Annotated in this window: 16 protein-coding genes; 5 read left to right on the top strand and 11 right to left on the bottom strand. The window is 42.8% G+C overall.

Annotation, left to right across the window (positions count from 1 at the left end; translation table 11 throughout):
* Nucleotides 1–3: 3 nt before the first annotated feature.
* Nucleotides 4–1,071, top strand: a complete 1,068-nt coding sequence (gene gspK, locus ACTXGF_RS22670) for a type II secretion system minor pseudopilin GspK (protein WP_443532636.1) — start codon at nt 4–6, stop codon at nt 1,069–1,071.
* Between the two features lie 21 nt (nt 1,072–1,092).
* Here the strand turns inward: gspK and ACTXGF_RS22665 are convergent, their stop codons facing one another.
* The 4 genes from ACTXGF_RS22665 to ychF form a co-directional block, all read right to left on the bottom strand.
* Nucleotides 1,093–1,773, bottom strand: a complete 681-nt coding sequence (locus ACTXGF_RS22665) for a TetR/AcrR family transcriptional regulator (protein ID WP_057759356.1) — start codon at nt 1,771–1,773, stop codon at nt 1,093–1,095.
* Nucleotides 1,774–1,877: 104 nt separating this feature from the next.
* On the bottom strand, nt 1,878–3,293 hold the full coding sequence (locus ACTXGF_RS22660; RefSeq protein ID WP_443532638.1) for a deoxyguanosinetriphosphate triphosphohydrolase: 1,416 nt from the start codon (nt 3,291–3,293) through the stop codon (nt 1,878–1,880).
* Nucleotides 3,294–3,566: 273 nt separating this feature from the next.
* Nucleotides 3,567–4,175, bottom strand: coding sequence for a hypothetical protein (locus tag ACTXGF_RS22655; RefSeq protein WP_443532639.1), 609 nt, complete (start codon nt 4,173–4,175; stop codon nt 3,567–3,569).
* Nucleotides 4,176–4,303: 128 nt separating this feature from the next.
* Nucleotides 4,304–5,395 carry a redox-regulated ATPase YchF gene (gene ychF / locus ACTXGF_RS22650; protein ID WP_443532640.1) on the bottom strand — a complete coding sequence of 364 codons (1,092 nt, stop codon included), beginning with the start codon at nt 5,393–5,395 and terminating at the stop codon, nt 4,304–4,306.
* Between the two features lie 409 nt (nt 5,396–5,804).
* Here ychF and ACTXGF_RS22645 point away from each other — a divergent pair, with 409 nt between their 5' ends.
* The 3 genes from ACTXGF_RS22645 (at nt 5,805) to ACTXGF_RS22635 (ending at nt 10,102) form a co-directional block, all read left to right on the top strand.
* Nucleotides 5,805–8,009, top strand: coding sequence for an ATP-dependent helicase (locus ACTXGF_RS22645; protein WP_443532641.1), 2,205 nt, complete (start codon nt 5,805–5,807; stop codon nt 8,007–8,009).
* A 343-nt stretch (nt 8,010–8,352) separates the two neighbouring features.
* Nucleotides 8,353–9,600, top strand: coding sequence for an NAD(P)/FAD-dependent oxidoreductase (locus ACTXGF_RS22640; protein ID WP_443532643.1), 1,248 nt, complete (start codon nt 8,353–8,355; stop codon nt 9,598–9,600).
* Nucleotides 9,601–9,763: 163 nt separating this feature from the next.
* Nucleotides 9,764–10,102 (top strand): RidA family protein, encoded by a 339-nt coding sequence (locus tag ACTXGF_RS22635; RefSeq protein WP_055124581.1) that lies wholly within the window; start codon nt 9,764–9,766, stop codon nt 10,100–10,102.
* A 189-nt stretch (nt 10,103–10,291) separates the two neighbouring features.
* On the opposite strand, the gene ACTXGF_RS22630 is transcribed toward ACTXGF_RS22635, so the two are convergent.
* Together ACTXGF_RS22630 and ACTXGF_RS22625 are read right to left on the bottom strand one after the other, a co-directional pair.
* Nucleotides 10,292–11,101, bottom strand: coding sequence for an enoyl-CoA hydratase (locus ACTXGF_RS22630; protein ID WP_443532644.1), 810 nt, complete (start codon nt 11,099–11,101; stop codon nt 10,292–10,294).
* A gap of 196 nt (nt 11,102–11,297) precedes the next feature.
* Nucleotides 11,298–11,798: a lactoylglutathione lyase family protein gene (locus ACTXGF_RS22625; RefSeq protein ID WP_443532645.1), complete on the bottom strand. Its 501-nt coding sequence runs from the start codon at nt 11,796–11,798 to the stop codon at nt 11,298–11,300.
* A gap of 107 nt (nt 11,799–11,905) precedes the next feature.
* Between ACTXGF_RS22625 and ACTXGF_RS22620 the strand changes: the two genes are divergently transcribed.
* Complete coding sequence (locus tag ACTXGF_RS22620) at nt 11,906–12,775, top strand: LysR family transcriptional regulator (RefSeq protein WP_443532647.1); 870 nt, start codon at nt 11,906–11,908, stop codon at nt 12,773–12,775.
* Between the two features lie 115 nt (nt 12,776–12,890).
* Here ACTXGF_RS22620 and ACTXGF_RS22615 read toward each other — a convergent pair whose 3' ends face one another.
* The 5 genes from ACTXGF_RS22615 to rpsR form a co-directional block, all read right to left on the bottom strand.
* Nucleotides 12,891–14,027: a glycerate kinase gene (locus ACTXGF_RS22615; RefSeq protein ID WP_443532649.1), complete on the bottom strand. Its 1,137-nt coding sequence runs from the start codon at nt 14,025–14,027 to the stop codon at nt 12,891–12,893.
* Between the two features lie 112 nt (nt 14,028–14,139).
* The gene (locus ACTXGF_RS22610; protein WP_443532651.1) at nt 14,140–15,495 is read right to left on the bottom strand and encodes a GntP family permease; all 1,356 of its coding nucleotides are present in this window, start codon (nt 15,493–15,495) and stop codon (nt 14,140–14,142) included.
* A 470-nt stretch (nt 15,496–15,965) separates the two neighbouring features.
* Nucleotides 15,966–16,205 carry a hypothetical protein gene (locus ACTXGF_RS22605; RefSeq protein WP_057759376.1) on the bottom strand — a complete coding sequence of 80 codons (240 nt, stop codon included), beginning with the start codon at nt 16,203–16,205 and terminating at the stop codon, nt 15,966–15,968.
* 354 nt (nt 16,206–16,559) lie between these two features.
* Entirely contained in the window at nt 16,560–17,066 is a 507-nt protein-coding gene (rplI, locus tag ACTXGF_RS22600; protein WP_057759378.1) for a 50S ribosomal protein L9, read from the bottom strand.
* Between the two features lie 20 nt (nt 17,067–17,086).
* Nucleotides 17,087–17,317: a 30S ribosomal protein S18 gene (gene rpsR / locus ACTXGF_RS22595; protein ID WP_010198808.1), complete on the bottom strand. Its 231-nt coding sequence runs from the start codon at nt 17,315–17,317 to the stop codon at nt 17,087–17,089.
* Between the last annotated feature and the right edge of the window lie 13 nt (nt 17,318–17,330).

Raw genomic sequence — 17,330 nt, 5'->3', positions numbered from 1 at the left:
TGTATGTCGATGACTGCGAACTCTCAACGTGGTGTTGCACTACTGACTATCTTATTACTGGTAGTGAGTATTACTGTGGTTGCAGGATCAATGCTTGCTAGCCAAAAAATTGCAATTAGGCGTAGTGGTTTGTTGTTCGATCAAAATCAGTTGCTGCAAGATATCGATGCAGGTCAACAGTTGGCAGTGACGATGATTCGCGCTGATAGCAACCTCAATGATACTGATAGTGCGCAAGATATCTGGGCGCAGCCCATACCACCTTATACATTGGCTAGTCACAGTGTCAGCATCGAGCTACGCGATGAGTCTGGTCGTTTTAACATTAATAACTTGTATCAAGATGGGTGGGCCAATACCACTGCTTTAGCAGTATTCCAACGACTACTCACGCAACTAAATCTAGAGCCTGATATCGCTATTGCTATACTTGATTGGCAAGATGCAGACGGCGAGGTATATCAAGATGGCGGTGATGAAAGTACGGTATATGCGCAGCAGTCAAATGCTGTAGCAACAGATGCTCTGCCAAATCAACCTTTTGTCAGTATCGATCAGCTACTAGAAGTGAAAGGAGTGAGCGCTGAGACATTATCAGTATTACGGCCTTATCTTACCGCAGTGCCTTATTATGTGCCTATTAATATCAATACTGCCAGTCCTGTATTGTTAGCCGCACTAGTTGATGGTGCTAACAGCCAACAGATGCAGGCTCTGGTAGATATGCGCGCACAGCAGGCGCTGACGTCTATTGATGCAGTATGGCAATTACCGATATTTGGCAGTGTGAATGATGAGCAACGAAAAGCCTTGACACCCATGCTCGCCGTTGATAGCCAAGTATTCATGGCGCTTATCACAGCGACTGATAATGCAACTGTCGGTCAAGCTAGAGAGCGTTTTGCTACTGTTTTGATTAGTAAAACTGTCGTTGATAATAATCAAGTAGTTAATAGTAGTGAGGCTGCTAGTAATAATCAGGCGAGTAACAGTAGTGAGGTAGACGGTAAAATGCCCAAGGAAGTCAAAGTAGTGACACAGCGACTATGGGCATTTCGTCCGAGCTTTTAGCAGATGGTATTGAGATCGTATTTAGTCTTTGAGGCGTGTTTCTTCACTAGACTTCCAATTATATGCTCCGTAAAAAAGCATTTGTGCTTGACGAGTACAGTTATGTAGCATTAGCTGTTTGTTCTCTTCGATTTCGTTTAGATCAATTTCATCATCGTGATCTTCCGTGTAGGTCAATTCCAGCCAATCAATAATCCAAGAGAAAAACATATTTACGCCAGCCTCAGCCAAGAGGCGACGATCATAAGCATTGATATGGGTAAACGCTGGTTGTAACGCTAAGTCGTCGGCCAAACCTTGAGCATGTATCTTAATCAACTCATTGATGGCTTTGCGTACTGCTTCTGACCCACCATAACGCTCACTGACCAAGAACTGCCAGTAATAAGGCTGATCGCTGACCATATACAAGAATAGCTGAATGCTTTTTGCGATTTGACGATCGAAGCTACGTTTGCGCCCAATCTGCAGGCTATCACTTAACGTGGCCAACGTACCGCCCAATTCCTCAATGACCAAAGCGCGCCCGAGTGACTCCATATCATCAAAATGGCGATAAAACGCCGTCGGCACAACGCCAACCTCGCGTGTTACTTGTCTAAGACTGATAGAGCTAAAAGATTGCCCTGTCATACATAAATCGAGCACAGCATTAAAAAAGGCGTGCCGAGTTTGAAGTTTCTTTTGTTCGCGACTGCTCATAATATTTCAAAATTGTCCGGTAGGTGTTTATCATACTCATTTCAACGTATAAATACGACTGAAATACGCCATTCGTGTTAATTTACTAAACCTGCATTGGTCTTTTAAACCACTGTGCCCCAATGGCCTTGCAATTCTTGCGCCAGTCGATAAGCTTCATGGTCATTCATACCTGTAATAAAATCCAAAATATTCAAGACATTATGATAGATATCGTCAGACAAGATGCGGCGATGTTCGTCAAGATGGGGCTGTAGTAATCTTAACAGACGTTGCTGCTCAAAAGACATCGGCGGCTGCATAGTAGCAGATTGAGACCCTATCCAAGCGAGTGGCATAAAGGCATTCAATAGGCTATGTAAGCACTGATTGGCCATCAGCTCCATTCTTACTTTGCTCGGATGGTTAAATATTTTTTCGCGTGCCAGTTGCTTAGCTTGATTGATACCATTCTGTACGCTGGTATCGCAATGGGCAAACAGGCTGCCTTGCAACGTGCCAGCTAGTAATGCATCACTGTTGGCGACAAAAGCATCGGTGACGGTATTGACCAACCGCATCATGGCTCGTGCCCGCAGGGAGGCAAGACTTTGTCTGACAGACATATGCGCTGGCAAGTTTACGCTGCTTGGACGCTCACCAATCAGCTCATAAAATATCGTGGCAACTTCGGCATAGGTTAGCATATTCAGATTGATGCCATCTTCTAAATCGATTAGCGCATAACAGATGTCATCTGCCGCTTCTAGCAAGTAAGCCAATGGATGGCGCGCAAAGCCATCGTGTTGCTCTGAGCGCGGTAAATGCAAACACGCAGCTAACTCTTCTAACTGAGAAGCCTCGCTATAAAAGCAGCCAAATTTTTGCACGTTATAATGGTTGTCATTGACATCGTTACTGTGAGTTGCCAACCACGGATACTTCATAAAGGCGCCTAGCGTGGCACAGGTGAGCCGCATACCACCCTTGTCAGGATGATGCTCATTACGTGCTAATAGGCGAAATCCTTGAGCATTACCCTCGTATGCCAGTAAGTCTAGTCGCTCGTTGCTGCTTAAATTTTGCAAAACCGCTTGCGGTTCAGGCTGTCTAAACCAATCACGAATCGCATACTCTCCAGCGTGGCCAAAAGGCGGATTGCCAATATCATGAGCGAGACAGGCCGCTTGTACAATCACACCGACGTCTGCTGGTGAGACTCCTGCTGGTAGGCCGCTACCTAGTGCATCATGGATTTTTTCGGCAGCCATCATTCCCAAAGAGCGACCAATAGAAGAAACTTCTAGCGAGTGAGTCAGGCGCGTATGAATACCGAGCTGATTGGTCAATGGATGGACTTGGGTTTTCTGATTTAACTGACGAAAAGAGTGAGAAAATACCAGTCTGTCATAGTCTTTGTGAAACTGAGAGCGAGTACTGGTATTGGCGTTAAATTTTTTGGAAGCACCAAGACGTTGTGAATTGAGAAGATGTGACCATTGTGTGGTAGGGGACGACAAAGAGGTTGGTGTACTTAGCATATTAAACATCCGGAACCAAGGGAGCCTCTAGCATAGCAAAATAGCGCCCTTGGTACAGCTATATAGTCAGAGAACTACTAAACGGCTACGGTGTTACCCTCCTTAGAAGTGCTATTTTTACAATCTGTAGTCGGCTGCCTTGTACCCATTTTAGACTTCTTTGACTAGAGTTAATTCCCTATAGATCGAATACGGTGCCAGTTTCGCTTAGCCTGCTATTGGTAGTACTTTCACTCGCCTTGCTTATATCCAAATCATATTGAATCAACTATATTAAGACTTTTGACAGTTAAAAAGTACGTCTTCCTTGTCGATAGCTACATCGCTGTCCAGTGTCTTCTTGAGCAATGTCGCCTTGTCTCCATTTACTTGCCATATGATGCCGTGGGTATCGTCTAATCCGATATCGCTAGTATAGATTCCCTTATCAACATTAGTTTCACTATCAGCGGCAGCTGTTAAATCGTATTCGATACCATCGATGAGCAAATGCGCTGTCTGTGGTGTACTGTCGCTATGATAAGAAACACCGATAGTAGCAGTAGGCTCACAAGAGAAAGGAGTGCTGTTGCTGGCATGAGTTGCATGATCATGACCTGCGTGCGCATGTTCCTCGTGACCATGACTTTCATGACTGTGATCTTCATGATTAAGCCCTTCATGATCGTGTTCCATATCACTATGCTCTTCGTGGCCGTGATCTTCGTGCTCTTTGTTGTCATGCATTTCATGACCTTGTTCATGCTCGGCATGATTATCTACAGGCGCCTCTTCAGATACCGCTGCATCGGAATCGTTTTTCGGCTGACAGCCCAGTAAAGAGCCTACCATCACACTTCCTAATATCGTAATACCTGCAAGTTTAGAAAAATAAGCCACCATAATATAAGTCCTCAAATAAGCAAAATAAAGATATGTTATAATATAACAATACATAGGTAAAATAAAGCCGATGATGGAGAATATCCCACATCGGCTAGTTAACTTTAAACAAGCTACACTATTTAAAGTTATACGTTAAATCTAAAGTGCATCACGTCGCCATCTTGTACGATGTAAGTTTTACCTTCTAAACGCGATTTACCAGCAGCAGCAGCGCCTTTTTCACCGTTATATTCGATAAAGTCGTCATAAGCAATGACCTCAGCACGAATAAAACCACGCTCAAAATCAGTATGAATCACGCCAGCTGCTTGCGGCGCTGTCGCACCAATAGCGACAGTCCAAGCACGTACTTCTTTTACGCCAGCGGTAAAGTAAGTCTGCATATCAAGTAAGTCATAGCCACCGCGGATTACTTGGTCAAGACCAGCTTCTTCCATGTCCATTTCAGCTAAGAAGTCTTTTTTATCATTTTCATCGAGCTGAGCAATTTCAGATTCGATCTGGTTGCATAGCGCGATGACGATAGAATCTTCACCAGTAGCATAGTCACGAACAGCGTCAAGGTATGGGTTGTTTTCAAAACCATCTTCAGAGACGTTAGCGATATACATGGTTGGCTTTAGCGTGATTAAACCATAGCTTCTGATCAGTTTTTTCTCATCAGCGTCTAAGTTAGCAGCACGAGCCGCTTTACCTTCTGCTAATAATGGTTCAACTTTTTTGAACACATCAAGCAATGCTTGCGCGTCCTTATCACCACCTTTAGCCTTTTTGGTTTGGTTGTGGATTGCGCGCTCAACAGCTTCTAAATCTGCAAGTGCCAGTTCAGTGTTGATGGTTTCGATATCATCAATCGGGCTAACGCGGCCATCAACGTGTACCACATTGTCATCATCAAAACAGCGTACAACATGAGCAATCGCATCGGTCTCACGGATGTTGGCTAGGAACTGGTTACCCATGCCTTCGCCTTTTGACGCGCCTGCGACCAAACCTGCGATATCGACAAACTCCATCGTCGTTGGTAATACGCGTTCAGGATTGACGATATCAGCCAGTTGCTTGAGGCGTGGATCTGGTACTGGCACGATACCCGTGTTGGGATCTTTGGTACAAAATGGAAAGTTTTCAGCGGCGATACCCGCTTTGGTCAACGCATTAAACAAGGTAGATTTACCCACGTTTGGTAGGCCGACGATGCCGCAATTAAAACCCATAACATTCTCTCAATGTATTAATAAAATCAGTTGGTATAAAGTTTGGTTAAATGATAAATCAAAATTGGGCACATTGTAGCAAATTTACCTGAATAGGGGTGAGGTTGTTACGGTATATGCTCAGGTTTTTACTCGATGATAATACGCAGCTTTATGATAAAAGTAGGTCATATTAGGGGCTTAAAAATGAATAAGGCGAATCAATACGAGTGACACATAGTTTATGTGGGCTGATAAACCCTATTTTTTAATATGGTAAACTGTCACGCACAGATAAGGGCTTAAAGTTCACGTAAATTCAGCACAGATATTCTGCTAGGTTTAGCAAATCATACTTATTCTAAAGCTATAAGTAGTCAGACATAAGCTGATAATATCGCCAAAATAAAATGTAAGGCAATTTTAGACAATGACAACCTCGATTTTTGACACACGCCACTATAAATACCCGCAAAACTTTCTTGAGATGAAGCCTAAACTGACTCGGCTTGAGCAGGCTATTAAAAAGTTAGAAGCAAATTTAATCGATACTGCTGAGACGACAAATATCAAGTTGTTAAAGCAGAGGCTAGATAGTGGGTTGAGGTTAAAGGTCGATTATGCCAGAGAGTTAAATCCCGATCAGTTAATGGCCGCGACTACTATCGACGGCAAAGTATTAGTCATTGCTGGAGCTGGCTCAGGCAAGACAAAAACCTTGACCTACCGCACCAGTTATCTATTGGAAAATGGGGTATCGCCTAAAGAGATTCTGCTACTGACCTTTACGCGTAAAGCCGCGAATGAGATAAAAGATCGCGCTAAGTCCTTGCTGGCAAGCAGTCTTTCAAATCAAGAACTATCAGATGAAGAGCTGGCTGAGGATAAGCTGCCAACCGATAGGGCATTGAATAGCATCACTAGTGGTACTTTTCACTCTTTTTGTAATATGTTGCTACGACAATATTCAGGGCTGCTCGGTATCAATCCGCGATTTACGATTCTGGATACTGGCGATAGTGAGGATGCTATCGACTTGGTGCATAAAGAAAAAAAGTATCCTGCTCAAACCAAGTCACAAGCCTTTCCGCGTAAAAAAACGCTGCAAAATATTATATCGACGTCTAGAAACAGACGTATACATATTCGCGACTTAATCGAAAGTAACTACCCCGATATCGCCGTGCACATTCCTATCATCGAGCAGCTGGCAGTTGACTTCCATGAGTACAAGCGCACCAATCACTTATATGATTTTGATGACATCATCAGCCAAGTAGTGCGCCATTTGAAGACCAATGATACCTTTCGACAGCTACTGCAAAGCCAATACCGCTATATTATGGTTGATGAGTATCAAGACACTAATATTCCGCAAAAGCAGCTAGTTGACTTAATATGTGAGCCTGAGTCGGTATCGCTGATGGTAGTCGGTGACGACAATCAAAGCATCTATGCCTTTCGCGGTGCCAATTATGAAAACATTTTGCTGTTCGGTGAGACCTATCCTCAAGCCAAGCTTATTAAGCTTGAGCAAAATTATCGTAGCTCGCCATTCGTTTTAAACTATATCAACGCTTTGTCAGCGCAAATCACGCTAGGCTATCAAAAGCAGCTGTATTCTGATGCGCCGATAGAAGGACACAAACCAGTATTTCGACGACTCAGTGATGAGCCAAAAGAAGCGGGCTATATCACTGATAAGATCGTCGCGCTAAAGCCAGAGTATGACTACAACGACTTTGCGGTATTATGCCGTACGTCTTTTCAGTCCAATTACGTACAGCTAGAGTTTATGGCGCGCAACATTCCCTTTATCGTGGTGGGCGGTATCAAGTTCATTGAAAGACGTCATATCAAAGACGTATTGGCCTTTGTCAAAATACTCTATAACCCAAATGACACGATTGCTTGGCATCGTATTTTAACTTTGTTTAAAGGGGTAGGTGCAGTAACGGCGACGCGCTTAACCCAAGCCATTACTGCTGACAACGATGCATTTGAATCTTTACTGGCAGCGCCATTTTCGAAAAAAAGTGATCAGCTAGAACCTCTATATCATGCGCTTACTAAGGCACAGCAAGCTGAATCGGTCGAGACGGCTATTGAGCATATTCTTGAGTTTTATATTCCAGTGTTAAAGCTGATTGAAGAAAATTGGCGTGAGCGTACCGAAGATTTTCGGGTGCTAAAGAACTTAGCGACAGAGCACACAAGCCTTGATAGTTTTTTAGAAAATCTCGCTTTAGACCCACCTAATGATTCAGTTGCTGTGATGGGCAATTCGGATAATGGGCAAGACAGTAGCAATGACAAAGTCACTATCTCGACCATTCATAGTGCTAAGGGACTTGAGTGGCCAGTAGTGTTTGTTAACTCATTGGTAGATGGTATCACGCCGCATCATCGCTCTTTAGATGACTTTGAAGCGTTAGAAGAAGAGCGTAAGCTGTTTTATGTTGCCTGCAGTCGTGCCAAAACGCAGTTATATCTGACAGCACCAAATTACTTTTCTAGTTATTCTGGATACTTTGATAAGCCGTCACGTTTTATCGCTGAGCTATCTGCGGACGAGGTAACGGTTGAGACGACAAGGCGGATCGTGATAGAAGATGATGGCCCAGTTTGGTGGTAATAAGCTATGTTTGGTTGATTATCCAATCAATTAAACATAAGCTAATAAGGCTATTCAGTAATATAGATAAGTGAACGTTCAAATACTTGAACGTTTTATAACCGAAAACATTAGATAATTTGCCACGATTCTCAATAAAATTGTTGCTAGATTATTGCTTAGGACTATTATTATTCCTATCAAAAATACCTTCTCAAAAACCCCATAACCAAAAGTATGTGACGCGAAAATATTTCTCAGATAAGGGTTTCAAATTTATCCTAATGCGTTACTATTACCACCTAATTCTGTTAGACCCTTATATTTGATACTCTGTATTAACACCCTAAGAAAAGGATAGGTTATGCGCTACGAAGTTATCGTTATCGGTGCAGGTATGGTTGGCACGTCAATCGCGTGGCATCTACAAAAAAATAACTCAAATGTATTATTGTTAGACAAAAAATTGCCAGGGTCAGAGACCTCATATGGCAATGCAGGATTGATTCAGCGCGAAGCCATTCATACACATCCTTTTCCTCGTCAGCTGACAGAAATGATCAGAGTGTTGCCAAACCAAGGTACCGATATTCGCTATCGTATCCCGGCCATTTTACGTTATCACCAAGCGCTGCTTCAGTACTGGAAATACTCTACACCGGCTTCAGTCAAAAAAATCGAATCAGAGTGGCAGACGTTGATTGAGCATTGTACCAGTGAGCACCAAACTATGATTAGCGCTTCTGGTGCTGACGAGCTCATTACTCGTGATGGTTGGTTGCAATTGCATCGCTCAGAAGAGACGTTTAAAGAAGCTCAAGTATCAGCAATTGACGCGCGTAACCAAGGTGTTGAGCATAATGTGTTGAACCTTACAGAACTAAAAGCCATGGAGCCTAGTGCCAATTTCGAAGGTTTCGTTGGCGCGATTCATTGGAAAAACTCTTGGCAAGTATCAAACCCAAGCTCGCTAGTAAAAGCATACGCGAAGAACTTCCAAGATATGCAGGGTACGATCAAAGAAAGCGATGTGAAAGAAATCGTTCAAGATGGCGAAGGCTGGAAAATTATCACTGATAACGATACCTACTATAGTGACAAGTTGGTTATCGCAGCAGGCCCATGGTCTAATGACTTGATCAGACCACTTGGCTATAACTTGCCATTGTTCCCAATGCGCGGCTATCATCAGCATTTCAAAGTGACAGAAAAGAACACCATCAATCACAGTATGTTTGATATGGACAAAGGCTTTGTGATGGGGCCAATGCAGCAGGGTATCCGTATCACCACTGGTGCTGAGATGACCACAATGAATGCGCCAAAGAACTTTGGTCAGTTAAAAACTGTATTGAAGCTGGCTAAAAAAATCTTGCCACTAGAAGATGCGGTTGAGAGTGAAGCATGGGCAGGCTCTCGTCCTTGTATGCCTGATATGAAGCCAGTAATCGGTCCTGCAGACAAGCATGACAAACTATGGTTCGCATTTGGTCACAGCCATCAAGGCTTTACCTTAGGGCCAATGACAGGGCGTCTGGTTGAAGAGATGATCCACGATAAGCCTACATTGGTCAATCTTGCACCATTTAGTGCCCAGCGTTTTTCTAACTAAGCGCGTATCTGATATATAGTTGATCCAATTTAAGAGCGGTACAAGGCAACCGAGTGCAGATGTATATGTCATACTTCAAGCGAGGTTAACGCTGTAACGCTTTTATAGTGGATTGACTATAGTTAGCACAGAATTAAATTAATAAATAAAAGGTATAGACATGATTAAGAAGCTACACAGCAATCAACGTATGAGCAAAACCGTAATCCATAACCAAACTATCTATTTGTGTGGTCAGGTAGGTAATGCAGAAGACGATATCAAAGCGCAAACATTGACTTGTCTAGAAAAAATTCAAACATTGCTAGAAGAGGTAGGCAGTGACAAATCAAAGCTACTATCAGTAACGGTTTGGATTAAAGACATGGCTGACTTTGCTGCTATGAATGAAGTCTATGACCAGTGGTTTGAAGGTATTCAGCCACCGGCTCGCGCTTGTGGTGAGTCAGCATTGGCACGTCCTGAGCTATTGGTTGAGATGATCGCCATCGCTGCTGAGTAATAAACGGCTCGCAGTATCTGTAGTACCTGTATCAAATAGAAATAAAAAAGGCCATGATAGCGATATCGTGGCCTTTTTTATGCTTGGCAATAAGTAAATTTAATTACTGCAAATCGGTATGCTAACTTTCTAAACCAAGCACACTCCGTATAAAGTCAGCTAAGCAATACCATAATTACACTATAAGGGTTAGCACCCTTTCCATACTGCTTGGCGCTTCTCAATAAAAGCATCAATCCCTTCACCCACATCGTCTGCCATCATATTGCCCGTCATAACTTCACTGGCATAATCATACGCATCTTCGATGTTCATGCTCAGCTGCTTATAAAACATATCTTTGCCAGTTCTTACCGCTACCGGTGATTTGACAGTGATTGCTTCTATCAACGATTGTAAGACTTGCTCTAATTGTTCCGCTGGGGCTACTCGATTGATCAAGCCATATTGCAAGGCAGTGTGCGCATCGATAAATTCACCCGTAATCAGCATCTCAAATGCTTGCTTACGAGGTAGATTACGGCTGACGGCTACAGCAGGCGTAGAGCAAAAAAGTCCAACGTTTATCCCAGAAGTGGCAAATTTTGCATTATCAGCGGCAACGGCTAAGTCACAAGCGGCGACTAGCTGACATCCTGCGGCTGTTGCAATGCCTTGTACTTTTGCAATGACGACTTGTGGCATACGTTTGATAGTAAGCATCATTTTACTACATTGCTGGAATAGGGCGCGATGAAATGCTGCATCTGCATGCGTGCGCATCTGTTTTAGATTATGACCAGCACAGAATGCTTTGCCTGTCGCTTGAATAACCACGACTCTCGTATCGTCTTGAGCGATACTGTCTAGCTCTGTTTGCATGGCAGACAGTACTTCAACGGACAGGGCATTGAATTGTTTGGGTTGGTTTAAAGTGAGCGTGACTACGCCACTTTCTTTATTGTCTTCTCTAATAACGAGACAGTTATTTATGTCTAAAGTAACAACAGATTGAGTCATTTATCATCCTTGATAATGAGTTGTTTGGTTTGGCAACTACTATATACAGTAATTTAAATAATAGCATGGCTTATAGTCTATACAATAGTTTATTAATATAGAGTGCTCAAAAACAAAAATAGCGCACTCAAGTTATGAGTACGCTATTTTTCAGTCAGATTTAATCTAGAACCATACTGAGCTGTTTAATTTGAGATTAATATGCGCCTTCGCTATAGATAAGCTCATAGCTGTGGCTGTATATCTCAACGATGTTGCCAAACGGGTCTTCCATATAAATCATGCGGTAAGGTTTTTCGCCAGGGTAGTAGTAGCGTGGTTTTTCCATACGCTTTTTACCGCCTGCTGCAACCATACGCTCAGCCAGTTCTTCAACATTTGGATCTTGAACGCAAAAGTGAAAGATGCCTGTTTTCCAGTATTCAAAGTTGTTTTCAGGGTCTTCTTGGTTTTTAAATTCAAAAATCTCAACACCGATACGGTCACCAGTAGATAAGTGAGCGATACGAAAGCTGCCCCAACCTGCACCGAATACTTCAGTACACATCTCACCAATCGGGCTGTCATCTTCGACAATCTCAGTTGGTTCCATAATGGTGTACCAACCCATCACTTCAGTATAAAATTTTACGGCGGCATCTAAGTCAGGGACTGACAGACCGATGTGCGAAAAGCTTCTTGGATAAACGTTGTTCATAATTTGTGCTCCTGTTTGCTGTGCTCTTGTTTAACGTGAGGCCAGTATACAAATGCACCTTCATTATGTAAAATTATCAAATATTATATAGATAAGTATAAAACGTAATGATAAATATTACATGGCTACGCACCTTTTGTACGCTTGCTGAAGTTGGGCACTTTACCCGCACAGCTGAACGTCTATATATGACGCAGTCCGGTGTGAGCCAACACATAAGTAAGTTAGAGGAGCAACTAGATACGGACTTGTTGATTCGTCAAGGAAAGCAGTTCTCATTGACCAATGCAGGTGAGCAGCTTTATAAAGAAGCAGGCGAGATATTGCAGCGATTATCAAATTTAGAACAGCGTATCGGTGAAGATCCATCTTACGAAGGATTGGTGCGTTTGATGTCACCGGGTAGCGTGGGACTCAAGTTATATCCGCAGCTTTTGACATTACAGCAGCAGCATCCAAAACTAGTGATTGATTACCGTTTTGCTCCAAATTCTGATATTGAGCGGGCGCTGGCTAATCACGAGATTGATATTGGCTTTATGACAGATATCTCAGACGATGAAACGGTTAGTTGTAAGCCTATAGCACAAGAAACATTGATACTAGTAACCCCTGCGGCTACAGTAGAGCCTAACTGGGAGCAGCTTATCGAGCTTGGATTTATCAATCATCCGGATGGCGCCCATCATGCAGGCATGCTACTGACTGCCAATTATGAACAATTCCAGCATATCAATGATTTTGAGAAAAAGGGCTTTTCGAATCAGATAGGGTTAATCTTAGAGCCCGTCAGCAGAGGAATCGGCTTTACTGTCTTGCCAGCACATGCAGTGGCTGCTTATCCAAAGCCTGAGCTGATTAACAGTCATTATCTAACAGTTGCCGTTAGCGAAACGCTATATCTTGCTGTCAGACGACAGCAGGCACTCTCTAATAGAATGCATACGGTCATTGATGAAGTAAAAAAATGGCTATAGATATGTTGAGAGTGAATGATACATGCACAGCTAACAAAGGGCTAATAAAAGGTTCAATAGCTGCGCATTTAACAGAAGAGGTTCATTGATAGATTGCGACTATGAAAGATTACGTCTATCTTAAAGTCTGCCCAAGTTTGATACTTGCAGCAATATTAGTAGCAGTAGTCTCAATATTGTTGTAAGCAGAACCTAACACATTATCGATCGTGTCTACTTTTTGGATACTCGGCATGACCACATCGAACTGGCTGGTCTGAGCAGGTTTTAGTCCATCTACACTGCCGCAGATAGCGATAACAGGTGTACGGCGAGCCTTAGCGATTTGGCTGATACCACCTGCCACTTTACCCATGGCGGTTTGCGCATCGAGCTTGCCTTCGCCAGTGATGACAAGATCAGCCTCTGCGATATGCTGTGACAGGTGAGCCACTTCGGCAACCGTATCGAAGCCTGACTTTAGCTGAGCTTGAAAGAATGTCATCATCGCATAGCCAAGACCGCCAGCAGCGCCAGCGCCTTCAACGTATTGACAGTCTTCATAGCCATGCTGTCCACAGATGGTCGCAAAGTGACTGAGTGCTTTATCCAAGGTATTGACTTGTTCTGGGCAAGCGCCTTTTTGCGGGCCAAATACTGCGCTTGCACCCAGCAGACCGCATAATGGATTGGTCACATCACAAGCAACCTCAAATACCGTGTCTGATATCTTTGCATGCAGGCTAGTATTATCGAGCTTATGTAGGCTGGCAAGTGCGCCACCACCATGAGTGAGCAGGCTATCATTAATATCATGAAATGTTATGCCTAGCGCCATTAGCATACCAAGTCCTGCATCATTGGTTGCGCTACCACCTAGACCGATAATGATACGCTTAGCACCTTCTGCTAACGCATCTTCGATCAGCTCCCCAACACCATAACTACTCGCAATAACAGGGTTACGCTCATCAGCTGTCAGTAGATGCAATCCGCACGCTTGAGCCACTTCGATAACAGCGGTCGCGTCAGGTAGTAACAAATACTTTGCCGTAATCGGTCTCATTAATGGGTCATGTACTCTGACTTCTTTCCAGCGCCCGCCCAATACATAAGACAATACCGCTGAGGTGCCTTCACCGCCATCGGCCATTGGCAACAGCTTATAGTCAGCATCTGGAAACACTTGACTAAAGCCAGATTGAATAGCATGGCACACGTCCAGTGCTTCTAAACTTTCTTTAAACGAGTCAGGGGCGATCAAAATTTTCATACGGCTCTCTTTGAATATCTTAATGACACGATCATTGCGATAGTGTCATGTTTTAAAACGTTTATTTAACGATCATCAAATAAACGTATATAGAAATACCCAATTTCATGAACTAGATAAACACTAGAGTCAACAACCAGATAAATACGATGCTAGTCACACCTTGGATACCAGTGGCCATTGAATGAGCTTTGTACGCTTGTGCCACGCTCATACGACTAAACTGGCTAACAATCCAAAAGAAGCTGTCATTGGCATGTGAGATGGTCATGGCACCAGCACCAATTGCCATCACGCAGAACACGCGTCCAAGTTCGCTGTCTAGGCCAATCTGGCTCAATAGTGGGGCAACCATAGCAGAAGTCGTAACCAATGCGACTGTGGTTGAGCCTTGTGCCGTTTTTAGCGCAGCAGAGACGATAAATGGCATGAAGATACCTAAACCCAAAGCAGATAGCGTCGAACCTAGGTAGTCACCGATTGGCGTCACTTTTAGCATGGCGCCAAATGCACCACCAGCACCAGTGATCAATAGGATAGGGGCAGCTACTACCAAACCTTGCGAGATACTATCGCTGATTTCTTGCGTTTTTTGGCTTGATTTAATCAAGAAGAACGATAAGAACAAACCTATAAGTAACGCAGTCAATGGGTTACCAATGAATATCAAAATCTCCGCTACCATGCTACTGCCAAATGGTGCGCTTGGGAAATTAGCAACCGAAGACAGGCAGATCAATACGATAGGAACGATAATCGGCAAGAAAGCCATTGTCGCTGAAGGCAAGTGACTATAATCATCACGAGTTTTCATTCCTTCAGGCATTGCTGCTGGAGCATCTGCCGCATTGATATTGTCAGGAGTGGCGTTAAGAAAGCGATTAGACCACCACCAGCCAGCCAGTACCGCAACTGCTGTCACGACCACACCGACCATAATGACCAAACCTAAGTTTGACTCTAGACCTAAGTTACCTGCCGCTGCGATTGGGCCTGGCGTAGGCGGGACAAAGGTATGGGTAGCGTATAGACCAGTGGCCAAGGCAATGCTCATCGCGACACTTGATACATGTAGGCGCTCAGCTAAAGATTCTTTTAGAGAGTTCAAGATAATATAGCCAGAGTCACAAAATACAGGTATAGAAACGACTGCACCGACGATAGACATGGTCAAAGTAGGGAAGCGTGGCCCCAGTACTTTAATGACTGACTCTGCCATTACGATAGCAGCACCCGTTTTTTCAAGGATTAAGCCAATAATCGTACCAAATACAATCACTAGACCGATATAGCCTAAGATACCACCGAAACCATCAGAAATCGTTTTGGCGACAGTGTTAAGTGGTACTTGATAAAATAGCGCGACCAAAAAAGCGGATAAAATCAATACTAGAAAGGGATGCCACTTTAATTTTGCGGTAGCGAAAATAATAAAAAGAATGGTCAGCACAAGCCAAAATACAATCATCACTGTCTCAATATGGTTTATATCTTAATTGATTACCAATGCCAATATAGTCAATTATATCGAGATTAAACACGGTATATAGCGTGCTAAGTCTACTTTGCGTAGTACTTTCACAGGCTTTTACCATGTCTACATTTAAACGATATCGAACCAACTATCTGCATCACTAACGATACGAAATTTTAAAGGGGCATATTTTATAGCAAATAGACGCCGCTAGGAAATAGATTCGTTAAATAGTTGGCGCTGTTGACAAAAAATCGAGAGATACTTAATTTTGAAATGACGGAAGTTAGTAAGAAAACGTCGAAGAATCTAATGGAAATACTTGTATAACTAGCAATTGCTAATACTTCAAACCAAAAAAAACTGGCCATTTATAATGACCAGTTCTTGTCTAAGCAATATTTACCTACCTGAGTAATAGTTATTCTTAAGATAGGTATTCTAAGGAGTGCCCTGATTGACAGTTAGGCAATCTTATCAAAAAAAGCTTTGTTATTGGTAGCAGTTGCAGTATCAAAGCTGACATAAATACCTTGATCATCCAACGTAGCATACCAATGATCATCATTGCCACTGGTCAGCAGCTGAAAATATTTGTCATTGACTATTCTGCCAACTGTATACACCTCACCTTCGGAGTAGTATGCATTACCTTGGGTACAGATAAGCTTGTCATTGGTATGAATGTTATTATTGTCTTTCATATTCTTGCGCCCTATTAGTATATTAAATAGCAGTAGATTATCAATTCTGCTAATAGTAATAAAGATGATTATATAGGCAGTATCTTGTTGTTAGGTATAGCATTTTTAAGGTAGTTGTTGCATTTAGTTACTACAACATTGCATAGATAACACCGCTATCATAGCAATAGATTTTTTGAGAATCCTAAGCTGTTTAGGAATATATAAAATCCTAATTTATCGAGATAAAGGAGTGCAAGTTAGCGATATAAATAGTCTAAATACATAGACTTTAATGTCAAAAATGACGCACGTAAAAAAGCCAGCAACCTAAGTTGCTGGCTTTTTGCAGACTGAGTCTAACTACATAGAAGATTACTCTTCAGAATAGTCTTCTTCAGCAGCTTCTTCGTCAGCTGAATCTTCATTGTTACCATCTTCAGAAAGAATAGTAACTAAGATGCTAGCAGTAACGTCATGGTGTAGCTGAATATCAACATTGTATTCGCCAACTTGACGTAGAGTGCCTTCAGGTAGCTTGATTTCAGCACGGTCTACTTCTAGACCTGAGTTAGTCAATGCTTCAGCGATATCGCGAGTACCGATAGAGCCGAATAGCTTGCCTTCGTCACCTGATTTAGCACGCATGATAACATTAACGTCAGTCAATGCATCAGCACGCTCTTGAGCAACAGCGATCTCTTTTGCTTCTTCAGCTTCAAGTTCAGCACGACGTGCTTCGAACTTTTCAATGTTAGCTTTAGTAGCAGGTAGCGCTTTGCCCTGAGGGATAAGAAAGTTACGTCCGTAACCTGGTTTTACATCGACAGTTTCACCGAGTTTACCAAGGTTGACGATACGCTGTAACAAAATAATTTGCATGAGTCATTCCTAGTTAGCGGTTAACCTTGATGGTTATCAGTGTATGGAAGTAGCGATAAGTAACGAGCTTGCTTGATAGCAGTCGCTAATTGACGCTGATATTTAGTAGATGTACCAGTAATACGGCTTGGTACGATTTTACCATTATCACTAATGTACTGTTTTAGCAATTCAACATCTTTATAGTCGATGTGAGTGATGCCTTCAGCAGTGAAACGGCAGAATTTGCGACGGCGATAGAAACGTGCCATGAGTATTCTCCTT

The sequence above is a fragment of the Psychrobacter sp. 1Y6 genome, from assembly GCF_052258385.2.
Classification (GTDB): Bacteria; Pseudomonadota; Gammaproteobacteria; order Pseudomonadales; family Moraxellaceae; genus Psychrobacter.
The sequence above is the reverse complement of the archived record's forward strand: the minus strand, read 5'-3'. Positions and strand labels throughout refer to the sequence as shown.